The organism is Mycobacterium gallinarum, assembly GCF_010726765.1.
Classification (GTDB): domain Bacteria; phylum Actinomycetota; class Actinomycetes; order Mycobacteriales; family Mycobacteriaceae; genus Mycobacterium; species Mycobacterium gallinarum.
Window position 1 is genome coordinate 1,502,517 of sequence record NZ_AP022601.1, and the last position, 12,514, is coordinate 1,515,030.

Consider the following 12,514-nt stretch of genomic DNA (forward strand, 5'->3'; position numbering starts at 1 on the left):
CGGACTTCGGTGCGGTAAGGGAACCGGTGACTAGGTGCGCTGGTGTGCAACGTCGGGGGCTGTCGGTGTCGGTGGTTATGGTGCGGCTATGTCGCGGTTCCGATTGGTGCCGACTCCGGAGCAGGAGCAGGAGCTGTTGGCTCATTGCCGGGATGCGCGGTACGTCTGGAATTTGGCGGTGGAGCAGCAGCGGCATTGGCAGCCGGGGCGCAAGGCTCCCGGCTATCTGGAACAGGCTGCGCAGTTGACCGAGGCACGGGCCGAGTATTCGTGGCTTCGTGCTGGGAGTCAGACGGCGCAGCAGCAGGCGCTGCGAGATTTCACACAAGCGATGAAGTACTTCTTTAACGGCACGCATCGTCGCCCGACATGGCGTAAAGCCGGTGTGCACGAGGGGTTTCGACAGGTCGGCTTGAGACCGCATCACGTCGAGAAGCTGAACCGTCGTTTCGGTCGGGTCTGGATTCCCAAGGTGGGGTGGGTGCGGTTTCGGCTGTCGCGCCCGGTGCCAGTCGGTGTCAAGTCCTACCGGGTAACGCGAGATCGGGCCGGCCGCTGGCATATCGCGTTCGCACACATTCCAGACCCGGTCGCCGGGCCGCGCGACGGGAGTGTGGTCGGAATTGACCGCGGCGTTGCTGTGTCGGCCGCCCTGTCCACCGGCGAACTGCTGCGTGCCCCGAATCTGACGTCGGGCGAAGCGAAGCGGTTGAAGGTATTGCAGCGGCGGCTCGCCCGGGCCAAGCCATGCTCCAACCGTCGCGGAAAGACGAAACGGGCGATCGCCAAGCTGAGAGCCCGTGAGAGGGACCGACGTAAGGACTGGGTCGAGAAAACGACGACTGACCTCGCGCGGTGCTTCGACGTGATCAGAATCGAAGCCCTTGACGTGCGGGCGATGACGCGCTCCGCGCGCGGCACCGTCGAACAACCTGGCGCGCGAGTCGCCCAAAAGCGTGGACTTAACCGCGCGATCAGCCAAAACGGTTGGGGGCTCCTCGCCACACGTTTGCAGCACAAGGCTTTTGGCCGGGTCGAGCAGATCCTGGCCGCATACACGTCGCAACGCTGTTCCGAATGCGGGCACGTCGCACCCGAGAACCGCAAGAGCCAAGCGGTCTTCGAGTGCCAAGCCTGCAACGCTGGACAGTGCAACGCCGACGTCAATGCTGCACGCAACATCGCCGCCGGACGGGCGGTGACAGCACGGGGAGACCTCGCCAGAAGGCGGTCTGCGAACCGTGAACCTCAACTCGCTACTCCTGCCGCATAGGTGGATGGGATGGGGTTGAAATTCCCGGACATCAGTCCGAGGAGGGCGTCAAACCAGATCCTCCGTACCCATCGCCCGCGTGTACATCAGCACTCCACCCAGAATGATGAGCATCAACACCAGGCTCAGCGCCGCCGCGGCCGGGTAGTCCTTGACGACCAGGAACTGCTTCTGGATAACGTTGCCGATCATCGTGGTCTGTGTACTCCCCAGGTAGTCGGCGTTGATGAAGTCGCCGACCGACGGGATGAAGACCAGCATGCTTCCCGCCAGCACGCCCGGCATCGACAGCGGCAGGATGACTTTCGTGAAGCTACGGACGTTCGACGAGTACAGATCCTTGGACGCCTCGATCAGCCGTGGATCGATCTTCTCGAGGCTGACGTAGAGCGGCAGGATCATGAAGATGATCCAGTTGTAGGTGAGCCCGCCGATCACCGCCCAGCTGGTGGACAGCAGCCGGCCCTCCTCGGGCAGCAGTCCGATGGTGCCGAGCGTCTGGACCAGCCAGCCCTCGTCAGCCAGGATCGTCTTCCAGGCGATGGTGCGGATCAGGAACGTGACGAAGAACGGCAGGATCACCAGACCGAGGATCAGGTTTTTGAACCGTCCCGCCTTGAACGCGATGACGTATGCCAGCGGAAACGCCAGCACCAGACACAGCAGGGTAGCCGCCAAGGCATAACCGAACGACCGCAGAATCTGATCGCGGTACTGGCTGAATGCTTCGAAGTAGTTGTTGAAGCCCCACGCGAATTCGAGCGTGGGCATGTACACCGAACCGCCCGACGACGACAAAGACGTCTTCGCCAGCGTGAAGAACGGCACCACGAAGAAGATTCCGAGGTACACGAGCGCCGGCAGGACCATCAGATACGGAGCGATCTTGCTCCGCTGCCGCCCGCTGGTGGCTACACCCGCCATCCGATCAGCCGCCGGTGACTGCTGCGTACAGGGTGTTGTACTCGAGGGTCTGCTCGTCGGTCAGCGGTGCCCAGCCCTTCGACTTGTCCAGGGTCTCCTTCGAGGGGTTGATCAGCGGGTTGCTGGCCGCGGCAGGATCGACCTTCTCGAGTTCCTCGGTCATATCCGACAGGACGGGGACGTACTGCACGAAAGACACCAGTTTGGCGTAGTTCGCCCGGTCGTAGATGTAGTTGATCCACGCCTCGGCAGCACTTTGGTTCTTCGTGGTGTACGGAATCACCATGGTGTCGACGAACGTCGTCGCACCCGACTCCGGAACCACGAATTGCAGATCGGGATTGTCCGCCTGCAGCTGGACGACGTCGCCCGAATAGGCCTGTGCGACAGCGATGTTGCCCGCCGCGAGGTCATCGGCGTAGTCGTTGCCCGTGAAGCGCCGGATCTGTCCCTTGTCCTTCTGCTCACGGACGAGGTCTACGGCCTTCTGCACCGTCTCGGTGCTGGGGTCCTCGGGGGAATTGCCTTGCGACAGCATCAGCATGCCGAGGCCGTCCTGAGCGTCCGAGAACAGGCTGACACGGCCCTTGAACGCCGGATCCCACAGATCGTCGATCTTGGAGATGTCTCGACCGGTCGCCGCACGGTTGTAGGCCAGACCGACGAGGCCGGACATATAGGGCGCGCTGAACTTTCGCTCCGGGTCGACGCTCGCCTCGAGCAGATCCGGACGCAGGTTCTTCTTGTTGGACCAGCCGGCATCGCTGATGTCGTTCAGCCAACCGAGCTGGTGCAGGCGCACCGCCATGAACGTGGTCGGCACCGCGAGGTCGGCACCGATGTCCTGCTTGCGCGACAACGGTTCCTTGTTCTTGGCGAACCACTGCTCGTTGTCGTTGAAGTCTTCCTTGTAGTCCACCGTGATGCCGGACGCGGTCTGGAAGGCGGCGACGAAACCGTCGGCCATGTACAGCGGCCAGTTCGAAACCCGCAGCGTGCCGCTGGCTGGACCACCGTTCTGCGCTGATGTCTCGCCCGATTCGCCGCTCTCCGAGCTACAGGCGGCGAGGAAGGACGGACCGAGAGCCAGCGCCGCGGCGGCCGCGGCACCGCCGCCGATGAACCGCCGACGTGAGGTCCGGTTGGCGGCGAGCCGGGCGGCCAGTTCGAGGTCAATGTTCGTGGATGGCATGGCGACTGTGCCTTTCGTCGATGTGAAAGAGGGGACGGGCGAACGGAAACGGTCGATCAGGAGTCGTCGAGCATCTCTTCGAGATCTTCGGCCGTGGGGATGTCCGCCGCAGGCAATACCAGCGAGGCGTCCGGTGCCCATGACACGTGGACGCCGTCACCGGGCCGCAGCATCGGCAGGTCCTGTTCGGGACCGACGTGGGCGATGATCGTCGAATCGTCGGGCGCCACCAGCATCAGCCGCACCACCGGACCCTGGAACGTCAGATCCTTGACCGTCGCGGCCACGGTCGCGACATCTCCGGTCGGCGCGTCGACCGAAACCCGGACTCGTTCCGGCCGCACCATCAGCGTCGCGTGACCGCCTGGTTCGATCGCCGTGTCACCGGGGCGGGCCTTCAGCGTCGTCCCGAGCACTTCGACTTCGACGAAGTCGCGGTTGGTGCGGCCGGTCTGGCGGCCCGCCCACAAGTTCGCCTGTCCGATGAAGCTGGCGACGAACACCGTCGAGGGGCGGTCGTAGATCTCGGTCGGCGTGCCGATCTGGTCGACGTTGCCTGCGTTCATGACCGCGATGCGGTCACTCATCGTCAGCGCCTCTTCCTGGTCGTGGGTCACGTAGATGAACGTGATCCCGACCTCGCGCTGGATGCGCTTGAGCTCGAACTGCATGGCGTGGCGCAGCTTGAGGTCAAGCGCGCCGAGCGGTTCGTCGAGCAGCAGTGCGCTCGGGTAGTTCACCAGCGCACGAGCCAGCGCGACACGCTGCTGCTGACCGCCCGACAGCTGGGCGGGCCTGCGCTCGGCGAAGTCGGTCAGGCGAACGACCTCGAGCAATTCGTCGACCCGCTTGCGCACCTCGGCCTTGTCCTTCTTGCGGCTGCGCGGTCCGTACGCAACGTTGTCCCACACGGACATGTGCGGAAAGAGCGCGTAGTGCTGAAAAACCGTATTGACGTTCCGTTTGTGCGGTGGCACCCGCGAGACGTCGACCCCCTCGAGCCGAATGGCTCCCTCGGTTGGGCTCTCGAAACCCGCGATCATCCGCAGCGTCGTCGTCTTTCCGCAGCCCGATGGACCGAGCAGCGAGAAGAACTCGCCCGAGGCGATGGAGAAGTCCGCCTCGGCGACCGCTACGTAGTCCGAGAAGCGCTTGGTGACATGGTCGATCTCGATGACCGGACCGCCCTTGGTGCGGTCGGCTGCGTGTTGTCCCGTCGATTGATCTACGGCGGTGGTGCGTGAGCCGGTCAGAGCGGATCCTCCTCAAAAACCCCCGAAGCTGTGGATAAACAATCGCCGATCATGCTGACCTTCGCAAGCGATTCCGCAACGAATTTACATTCCGACAATGGAATCCTTCGTCAACTCGGCCCGGAACCAAAAGAATCCGCTGAAACGCGCGTGCGGACCCGCGGCCGGGCGGTCTGAGCAGCCGGCTGTGGAGGTCGCGAGGATGCACTCATGATCAGTTTCGCAGCCGTCGGCCGCGGGGTCGGGGAAATCTGATGACTCGTTTATCCCGGTGGCTTGCCCGGGTAGTGGTGAGGCATGGCAACGGTGGATGTCTCGGTTTCGTCTGATCTCAGCCCGGAGAAGGCGTGGGAGCTGGCGTCGGATCTGAGCCGGTTCGACGAGTGGCTGACCATCTTCGGCGGCTGGAAGAGCGCGGTGCCGACGGAGGTCGAGGTCGGCACCACGGTGTCGTCGACGATCAAGGTCAAAGGTTTTCGTAACGTCATCCACTGGCGCGTCACCCGGTACGACGAACCGAAGGCCATCGAGTTGGTCGGCAGAGGAAAGCCCGCCGTGTGCATCGCCCTGCGCCTGTGCGTGAAGGAGGTACCCGGCCCCTCCGAGGATGTCGCCTCCGGCTCCGTATTCCAGGTGATCGCCGACCTCACCGGCGGTCTGCTCAACACCAAGATCGGCAATCTGGTCGCCAAGGTTCTCGAGTCCGACGTTCGCAGATCCGTGACGAACCTCGCGGCACTGAGGTAGTTCTCAGCCCCATTCGTGGTTCATGGCACGGGATTCGTAGCGCGCCTCGACGGATTCCGGTTCAGGGGCTCCCGCCCGCGAAACGGCGATGAGCACCATGGCCAGTCCGGCCGTCACGGCACCGCCGATGAAGATGACGAAGAAGCTGCTCTCCAGTGGCACATCCGTGCCGGCGGCCACCCTGCTGAGCAGCACCGCGACCAGCGCCGCCGCCGTGGAACTCCCGATGGTGCGTGCGATCGCGTTCATGCTCGTCGCGACGCCGGTCTCGTTGGCGTCGACCTCGCTGACGACCAACGCCGGCAGCGCGCCGTAGCCGAGGCTGATGTAGGCGTTGGTGAGGATGCCCGCGACGATGACCTGCCACGTCTGCGAATGAGCGAACGCGATGAACACGAAACCAACGATCCCCGCGACCGCCGCCACCACGAGCACCGGGCGGGCGCCGTATCGGTCGATGAACCTGCCGCTGAACAAGGCGATGAGGAACCCCACGAACACCCCGGGCAACAAGAAGACCACGCTGGCCTCCAAAACCGTCGCTCCGAAGCCGTAACCCGCCGCCTCCCTGGGTATTTGGACGAACTGCGTCAAGCCGAGAAACGCGAAGTACAGCCCCACTCCCACGAAGACGGTGGCGAGGTTGGTCAACAAGATCGGACGCCGCTTCAACATCTCGGTCGAGACGAGGGGTTGTTTGGCTCGCCGCTCCCACTTCCACCAGCCGACGAGCACGAGGACACCGCCGACGGCGCACGCGAGCGTCGCCGGCGACGCCCAGCCCCATGACTGGCCCTGCGTCAGCGCCAGCAGGACGGCCGACAGACCAGCCGCCAGACCGAGCGCGCCGATCCAGTCGATCGTCCCGGTGACGCTGCGCGGCCGCCGGGGGACGACGAACATCGCGATCAGCATGACGACGGCGGTGAATCCGGTGGTCAGCCAGAACACCCGGTGATAACCCGCGTCTCCGCTCATCAACAGGCCAACGACGACGAGACCGCTGCCGCCGCCGAAGCCCAGCGTGCCCGACAGCACCGCCATCGCCGACATCAGCCGGCCCTCGGGCAATTCCTCGCGCAGGATCGCGATGCCGATCGGATAGAGCGCATACGAGGCGGCCTGCAGTACGCGGCCGACGATCAGCAGGGGCAGCGACGTCGTCGTGGCCGCCAGCAGGGATCCGACGAGTACGACCCCGAGGACGCTCAGCAGGACGGTTTTCTTGCAGTGCAGATCCGCGACGCGGCCGATCAATGGCGTTGCGGCGATGGCGGCCAGGAGATTGGCGGTCACCGCCCAGCTGACACCCACGTCGGAGGCGCGGAGTTGGTCGGCAATGATTCCGAGCACCGGGACCACGGCGGTCTGCAGCACCGCGACCGTCAGCACCACGACGCTCAAGCCCGCGACCAACAGCCTCGACCGCGTGCTGTTGTCGCCGGACGTGGTCGACCGGTTCGCGTCGGCCTCGACCACGTGGCGCTCCGATCGTTAGCTGATCTTCGGTTTCGCTTTCGATTATGTTCCTCGACCTCTGCCGGCTCATGACCGCCCGTCATGATCGAATGACCTCATGCCGGACGAGGGCGCCAGGAGCGCGCTGACCGAATCGACGTTCAGCGGTCACCGCCCCGCAAAGGCAGGGGATCTGTCGGTCGAGACACACGGGATCGCGCCGATCGGCGAGGATCAGCGATACGGAACGCCGGGACGGCTGTTCACGGTGTGGTTCGCCCCGCAGGTGAACGTGGCGAGCTTGTTCAGCGGCACGCTCGCGATCGTGCTCGGGCTCGGCTTCTGGCTGGGACTGCTGGCGATGGTGATCGGGACCGTCCTCGGCTCGATGATCGTGGGCTACCTGTCCACGTGGGGGCCGCGCACGGGAACGGGGCAGCTACCGAACGCCCGAATGGCGTTCGGCGGGGCGGTCGTGATTCCCGGTGTCCTGCAATGGCTCTCGTCGATCGCATGGACGGGACTGGTCGGACTCTTCGGCGGGGAGGCGCTACAAGCGCTGCTGGGCATCCCGTTCTGGACGGCGGTGCTGATTGTGCTCGGGGTCCAGGGCGTCGTCGGCTTTTTCGGCTACGAACTGATACACCGCGTACAGGCGGTGCTCAGCGTCGTGCTGTTCGTGACGTTCGTGGTCTTTGCAGTGAAACTCGTCGGCGGACACCAGATCATCACTCCGCCCGCGGTATCAGGAGCTGACCTTGCCGGCGCCTTCGTCCTCGAGGTGACCATCGCTTTCAGCCTCGCCGTCTCGTGGGCGAGCTATGCCGCGGATTTCAGCCGTTACCTGCCGGTGGAATCGTCGCGCATCAAAGTCTTCGGCTTCACGGTCGCCGGACTCGTGTTGTCCTACACGTTCATTCAGGGCATCGGGATCGCTGCTGCCGATGTGATCGGCGAGCACACCGCAGAAGGCATGCGCGCGGTGATGGGTGGTGGCCTGCTGGGAGCACTGGCACTGGTGATCATTGCGGTCGCATCGATCGGGTCAGGTGTCATGAACGACTACAGCGGATCACTCGCATTGCAGACCATCGGGGTCAGAGTGCGCAGGCCGGTGTCTGCGGTGATCGTCACTGCCTTGGCGTTCGCGCTGATCCTCTGGCTGAACGCCGCCGACACCGCGACACGTTTTCTGGACATCCTGCTGCTCGTCAGTTACTGGGTCCCGGCGTTCGTCGCCGTCGTCGTGATCGACTGGACGCTGCGGATCCGCGGCAGGGCAAGCCTCAACCCGGCCCAGGAGCCGACGGACAGACGCGATGCCGCGGTCGCGTTGGTGGTGTTCGTCGTGGCGTATGCGGCGGCCATCCCGTTCATGAACACGTCGTTGCTCAAAGGGCCCGTCGCGGTCGCGTGGCACGGCGCCGACATCGCCTACTACGTCAATCTGTTGGTCGCTGCTGTCCTTTACGGTGGCTACCGCTTGGTGCGCAGGCGCGGCGAATCGGGCTGACCAGTGGTGTTGATGAAGTCGTCGATCAGGTCCACCACCTCGCTGGGCCGTTCGACATGGGGGAAGTGTCCGACGCCGTCGAGCACCTCCAGCCGGCTTCCCGGGCGCGCTTCGTGGAGGGCATAGCCATGTTCGACGGGGATGATGCGGTCGTGGTCGCCCCAGATCACCATCGTGGGCAGATCGGCGGTCACATGCAGCCGGTTCAATGCGCTGACCGCCTGGCCCCGGTGGTCCACCACCGAGCGCAGCGTCCGCAGGAAGGCCTGCCGCGTCTCGCCATCCGATAGCGATGAGTAGGCGCTCCACATCTCGGCGCCGCGGGGAGACTGAATCCCGGCTGTCGACAACAACGAGCGCAGTTTGTTGCCTACCGTCAGCACCGGGCGCGGCGCGATGACCGGCAGTATCAGCTCGGCTCCCGGCGCGGACAGCATGCGCAGCGTCCAGCCGACATCGGGTCCGAGGCCGCCGCTGCTGATGAGGATGAGCCGCTCGCAGAAGTCGGGATGCTGGTAGACGAACTGCATGGCCACGCCGCCGCCCAACGACTGGCCGATGATCGTCGCCCGCTTGACCTCCAACTCGTCGAGCAGGTCCCGCAGCCACACAGCGAACGCGCCCAGCGAGTAGTCGCCCCGCGGCTTCGCGGATTGCCCGTGCCCCAGCAGGTCGGGCGCGACGACGCGATATCTCCGGGACAACTGGGGGATCACCGCGCGCCATGTCCCGCAACTGCCGGCCATTCCGTGAATCAGGACCAACGTTTCGGGGCCAGTGCCCTCATCCTGGTACGCCACGCGATCGCCATGCAGCTCGAGAAACTTCATCTCACTCATTCGAAATGGCCCCTTCTGACGTCCCGCCACTATCTACCCGAAAGCGGGGCAGGTGAAGCTGGGTCAGAATTGTGAGATCAACGCACACGGCGAGTTCTCGGTGTACGGCCCGTCACATTGGGCCGCGCTGGCGGTCTTCGTCGCGGGGGCAGTCGCCGTCGTGTGGCTCGGCCGCAGGCAGACCGAGCGCCAGGCGCGGGTGTTCGGCCGGATCGTCGGTGCGCTCACCGCGGCGATCTATGCCGCCGCGTTCGTCCACGCATTGTCCCCACCCGACGTGCGGTGGTCGGTGCCCCTGCATCTCACCGATCTGGCGACGATGGTGACCGCCTACGCCATGTGGTCGCAGCGGCAGTGGGCCTACACGTTGACCTATTACTGGGGCCTGGTACTCAGCGTGCAGGCGTTGATCTCGCCGGTGCTGACCGGTCCCGACTTTCCGCACTACCAGTTCCTGGGGTTCTGGGCGATTCATCTGCTGGTCGTCTGGGCGGCGATCTATCTCACCTGGGGCAGGGGTATGCGGCCCGGATGGCGCAGCTATCGGTTCGTGGTGGCGGTGACGTTGACGTGGCTCGCGGTCACGATGACGTTCAACAGCATCGCGGGCAGCAACTACGGCTTCCTCAACGCGAAGCCCAGCACCGCGTCATTGCTCGATGTGATGGGGCCGTGGCCCTGGTATGTGCTGGTTGGAGCCGTGCTCGTAGCGGCGATCTGGGCGGCAATGACGTGGCCGTGGGAACGGCGGCGGCGAAGTCAGGCCGATCCCTCGGAGTGCTCCTCGGCGACTTGAGCCACAGTCATACCGTCGACGAGCTTGTCCAGCGCGCTCGTCATCGTGGGGCATTCGCGGGCGGGGTGCTCCGTCGGACACTGCAGGGCATGCGTCAGGAACTGTTGCGCACCCTGCGCCTGCCTGATCACCTCGTCGAGTTGATCGATCTGTTCGCGGACGACTTCTCGCCATTGGGGAGCGGGCGCATCGAGGACGGCTGCGGCCGTGTCGAGCGAGACACCGAGCTGATGAAAGATCTTGATGAACGCGAGGCGGCGAAGGTCATCGGCACCGTACATGCGCCGGCCCGCCCGTCGCTGCTGCGGACGGACCAACCCGCGTTCGTCGTAATAGCGCAGCGCGGAGGTCGACAACCCCAGCCGGGCCGCCGCCTCGCCGATCGGAACGAGGTCCATCGCTTCTCATTTGACTTCAAGCCGACTTGAACCTGCAAGCTCGTGGGATGACCACTCCAGAAACACTCCCGGTCAACCATCACGCCGATCACCCGGGCTTTTCTGGTGTGACCGGGGCGATTGTCGGGCTGATGCTGCTGTGGATGGGACGGGCCAACGCGCGACTGGCCGTCGAGGTCACCGGAGTGTCGGCCGGTGACCGTGTCGTCGACATCGGGTGCGGTCCCGGTGGTGCGGTGCGGGAGGCCGCACGCCGCGGTGCGAGGGCGACCGGTGTCGATCCCGCTCCAGTCATGTTGCGGTTGGCCCGTACCTTCACCCGGGACGCGAGTATCGCGTGGGCCGAGGGCACCGCAGAGAGCGTGCCGCTGCCGGACGGTTCGGCGACGGTCCTGTGGTCGTTGGCGACCGTGCATCACTGGCAAAACGTCGGCATGGGCCTCGGTGAGGCACGACGGCTACTGGCGCCGAAGGGCCGTCTGCTCGCCGTCGAACGCCGGGTGCAGCGTGGTGCCACAGGTCTGGCAAGCCACGGATGGACAGAACAGCAAGCGGAATCATTTGCCGCCCAGTGCCGCACATCGGGCTTCACCGACGTGACGGTCGGCCAACACGGGCATGGCCGTCGCAGCGTTTGGACCGTGATCGCCGTCCGGCCATGAGAGATTGGGCAAGACCACCTCGGGGTAGTAACTGACGATCAGGTAAATCCGGGGCCCTTTCGGAGGTGCGCATGGCCAAGGCGAAGAGCGGCGACGGCGACGAGGAAGAACGTCAGCGGTTCGCCGATCGCGCGCTCGGGTTCCTGGAAGACGTCGTGTACTGGGCGATCGCTGTCGTGCTCATCATCGGGTCCGTCGCCCTACTCGTGGCACAGTTCAACACGATGCTGAGCTTGCGAAGCGCACCGGCCAAAACAGTCATGCTCGAGGTGCTCGACGGCCTGCTGCTGATCTTCATCTTCGTCGAACTGTTGTACGCGGTCCGCTCATGTCTCCGGTCCCGTGAAATCGTCGCGGAGCCGTTCATCATCGTCGGAATTCTGGCCTGTATCAAGGAGATCGTGGTGCTGTCCGTGGAGGCGGCAACGCTACTGAAGGATGGGCCACAGTTCTCGCGTGCGATCGTCGAGGTCGCGGTGCTCGGTGTCGCGGTACTGGTATTGGCGGTGGCTGCCTTCGTGTTGCGTGAGCGTCGACGTGACAACAGCGACCCGGCCGAAGATGATGCGCGCGACGAGGAAAAGGCCGCTTCTGGCTGAGGGGCCGCGAAGTGCCTGTGCGAGGATTCGCGAATGGCAACGGAACCGGCGCATTTCACGCAAACCGAGGATGGCGGGTTCATGCCGACCCGCTTTGCGCTGAGCCACTGGGGCGATGACCATCTGAACGGGCCCGCAGTTGTGGGGCTGTCGGCGCAGGTGCTCGAAAGCCGCTGCGGATCGCCGGACTTCACGCCCGCTCGCCTCACGGTCGACCTCTTCCGGGCGGCCGGCTCAGTGTTGACGAAGGTGGACGTGCGGGTGGTGCGTGACGGGCGCCGGGTGCGCAGTGCGGAATGCGATGTGGTCCAGGACGGTCGGGCGGTCGCGCGCGCGACGTTGATCCAGTACCGACGCTCGACGGCGCCACCCGGTGTTTTGTGGACCGCGCCGATCGCTCCTCCGTCGCCACCACCTCCCGATGATCAGATGTCGCCCTTCATCGGCAGCGATGCCGGCTGGACGCGCAGCCCGGCGGCGCATCAGAACGACTCACGCAAGAGCTTCTTCTACGGAGGCATCAATGCCGTTGCGGGGGAGCCGCTCTCGCCGTTCGTACGGGCCTCAATTGTCGCCGAGTCGACCAGCCTCGTGACCAACTTGGGCACGAAGGGTGTCGGCTACATAAACGGCGATCTGACCGTCGCGTTGTCCCGGCTGCCGGTCGACGACTGGATCTGCATCAGGGGTGATTCGCACTGTGCGTCAGACGGGGTCGCCGTTGGAACAGCCACGCTGTTCGACCACGAGGGTGCGTTCGGATCGGGGATGACCACCGCCGTCGCGAACCCGGCGGCGCAGATCGACTTCGCAAACAAGCCCTTTCCGCCGACCGGCATCAACTACGAGTAGCAACTGCG

The 12,514-nt window shown here is 64.8% G+C and carries 13 protein-coding genes; 7 read left to right on the forward strand and 6 right to left on the reverse strand.

What is annotated here, in order from left to right; all coding sequences use genetic code 11:
- Nucleotides 1-88 precede the first annotated feature (88 nt).
- Nucleotides 89-1,273 carry an RNA-guided endonuclease InsQ/TnpB family protein gene (locus G6N42_RS07490; RefSeq protein WP_163728015.1) on the forward strand — a complete coding sequence of 395 codons (1,185 nt, stop codon included), beginning with the start codon at nucleotides 89-91 and terminating at the stop codon, nucleotides 1,271-1,273.
- Between the two features lie 48 nt (nucleotides 1,274-1,321).
- Here the strand turns inward: G6N42_RS07490 and G6N42_RS07495 are convergent, their stop codons facing one another.
- From G6N42_RS07495 to G6N42_RS07505, 3 genes are read right to left on the reverse strand one after another with little or no spacing between them, the layout of a single operon-like run.
- Nucleotides 1,322-2,197: an ABC transporter permease gene (locus G6N42_RS07495; RefSeq protein ID WP_163728018.1), complete on the reverse strand. Its 876-nt coding sequence runs from the start codon at nucleotides 2,195-2,197 to the stop codon at nucleotides 1,322-1,324.
- Between the two features lie 4 nt (nucleotides 2,198-2,201).
- A complete protein-coding gene (locus G6N42_RS07500) occupies nucleotides 2,202-3,389 on the reverse strand; it encodes a polyamine ABC transporter substrate-binding protein (RefSeq protein WP_163728021.1) in 1,188 nt (395 codons plus the stop codon).
- Nucleotides 3,390-3,445: 56 nt separating this feature from the next.
- On the reverse strand, nucleotides 3,446-4,564 hold the full coding sequence (locus tag G6N42_RS07505) for an ABC transporter ATP-binding protein (protein WP_163737121.1): 1,119 nt from the start codon (nucleotides 4,562-4,564) through the stop codon (nucleotides 3,446-3,448).
- A gap of 375 nt (nucleotides 4,565-4,939) precedes the next feature.
- On the opposite strand from G6N42_RS07505, the gene G6N42_RS07510 reads away from it, so the two are divergent.
- Nucleotides 4,940-5,389, forward strand: a complete 450-nt coding sequence (locus G6N42_RS07510) for a type II toxin-antitoxin system Rv0910 family toxin (protein WP_163728026.1) — start codon at nucleotides 4,940-4,942, stop codon at nucleotides 5,387-5,389.
- A gap of 3 nt (nucleotides 5,390-5,392) precedes the next feature.
- On the opposite strand, the gene G6N42_RS07515 is transcribed toward G6N42_RS07510, so the two are convergent.
- Nucleotides 5,393-6,868, reverse strand: a complete 1,476-nt coding sequence (locus G6N42_RS07515; RefSeq protein WP_163728029.1) for an MFS transporter — start codon at nucleotides 6,866-6,868, stop codon at nucleotides 5,393-5,395.
- A gap of 97 nt (nucleotides 6,869-6,965) precedes the next feature.
- Here G6N42_RS07515 and G6N42_RS07520 point away from each other — a divergent pair, with 97 nt between their 5' ends.
- Nucleotides 6,966-8,360: a purine-cytosine permease family protein gene (locus G6N42_RS07520; RefSeq protein WP_163728032.1), complete on the forward strand. Its 1,395-nt coding sequence runs from the start codon at nucleotides 6,966-6,968 to the stop codon at nucleotides 8,358-8,360.
- On the opposite strand, the gene G6N42_RS07525 is transcribed toward G6N42_RS07520, so the two are convergent.
- Nucleotides 8,324-9,199 (reverse strand): alpha/beta fold hydrolase, encoded by an 876-nt coding sequence (locus G6N42_RS07525; protein ID WP_163728034.1) that lies wholly within the window; start codon nucleotides 9,197-9,199, stop codon nucleotides 8,324-8,326. The two genes, G6N42_RS07520 and G6N42_RS07525, sit on opposite strands and share 37 nt — an antisense overlap.
- Nucleotides 9,200-9,275: 76 nt before the next feature.
- On the opposite strand from G6N42_RS07525, the gene G6N42_RS07530 reads away from it, so the two are divergent.
- Complete coding sequence (locus tag G6N42_RS07530) at nucleotides 9,276-9,995, forward strand: YwaF family protein (RefSeq protein WP_174262227.1); 720 nt, start codon at nucleotides 9,276-9,278, stop codon at nucleotides 9,993-9,995.
- Here G6N42_RS07530 and G6N42_RS07535 read toward each other — a convergent pair.
- On the reverse strand, nucleotides 9,959-10,393 hold the full coding sequence (locus tag G6N42_RS07535) for a MerR family transcriptional regulator (RefSeq protein WP_163728037.1): 435 nt from the start codon (nucleotides 10,391-10,393) through the stop codon (nucleotides 9,959-9,961). The genes G6N42_RS07530 and G6N42_RS07535 overlap by 37 nt on opposite strands.
- A gap of 47 nt (nucleotides 10,394-10,440) precedes the next feature.
- Between G6N42_RS07535 and G6N42_RS07540 the strand changes: the two genes are divergently transcribed.
- The 3 genes from G6N42_RS07540 to G6N42_RS07550 all read left to right on the forward strand — a co-directional run bounded on the left by G6N42_RS07540 (nucleotide 10,441) and on the right by G6N42_RS07550 (nucleotide 12,506).
- Nucleotides 10,441-11,055 carry a class I SAM-dependent methyltransferase gene (locus G6N42_RS07540; protein WP_163728040.1) on the forward strand — a complete coding sequence of 205 codons (615 nt, stop codon included), beginning with the start codon at nucleotides 10,441-10,443 and terminating at the stop codon, nucleotides 11,053-11,055.
- Nucleotides 11,056-11,126: 71 nt separating this feature from the next.
- Nucleotides 11,127-11,654, forward strand: a complete 528-nt coding sequence (locus G6N42_RS07545) for a phosphate-starvation-inducible PsiE family protein (RefSeq protein ID WP_163728043.1) — start codon at nucleotides 11,127-11,129, stop codon at nucleotides 11,652-11,654.
- Nucleotides 11,655-11,687: 33 nt separating this feature from the next.
- Nucleotides 11,688-12,506 (forward strand): acyl-CoA thioesterase domain-containing protein, encoded by an 819-nt coding sequence (locus tag G6N42_RS07550; protein ID WP_163728046.1) that lies wholly within the window; start codon nucleotides 11,688-11,690, stop codon nucleotides 12,504-12,506.
- Nucleotides 12,507-12,514: the final 8 nt, after the last annotated feature.

Bases quoted from the DNA above. Each gene is read 5' to 3' on its own strand.
- G6N42_RS07500 (WP_163728021.1), bottom strand. From the start codon at position 3,389: ATGCCATCCACGAACATTGACCTCGAACTGGCCGCCCGGCTCGCCGCC.
- G6N42_RS07495 (WP_163728018.1), bottom strand. From the start codon at position 2,197: ATGGCGGGTGTAGCCACCAGCGGGCGGCAGCGGAGCAAGATCGCTCCG.
- G6N42_RS07520 (WP_163728032.1), top strand. From the start codon at position 6,966: ATGCCGGACGAGGGCGCCAGGAGCGCGCTGACCGAATCGACGTTCAGC.
- G6N42_RS07490 (WP_163728015.1), top strand. From the start codon at position 89: ATGTCGCGGTTCCGATTGGTGCCGACTCCGGAGCAGGAGCAGGAGCTG.
- G6N42_RS07525 (WP_163728034.1), bottom strand. From the start codon at position 9,199: ATGAGTGAGATGAAGTTTCTCGAGCTGCATGGCGATCGCGTGGCGTAC.
- G6N42_RS07540 (WP_163728040.1), top strand. From the start codon at position 10,441: ATGACCACTCCAGAAACACTCCCGGTCAACCATCACGCCGATCACCCG.
- G6N42_RS07545 (WP_163728043.1), top strand. From the start codon at position 11,127: ATGGCCAAGGCGAAGAGCGGCGACGGCGACGAGGAAGAACGTCAGCGG.
- G6N42_RS07510 (WP_163728026.1), top strand. From the start codon at position 4,940: ATGGCAACGGTGGATGTCTCGGTTTCGTCTGATCTCAGCCCGGAGAAG.
- G6N42_RS07550 (WP_163728046.1), top strand. From the start codon at position 11,688: ATGGCAACGGAACCGGCGCATTTCACGCAAACCGAGGATGGCGGGTTC.
- G6N42_RS07535 (WP_163728037.1), bottom strand. From the start codon at position 10,393: ATGGACCTCGTTCCGATCGGCGAGGCGGCGGCCCGGCTGGGGTTGTCG.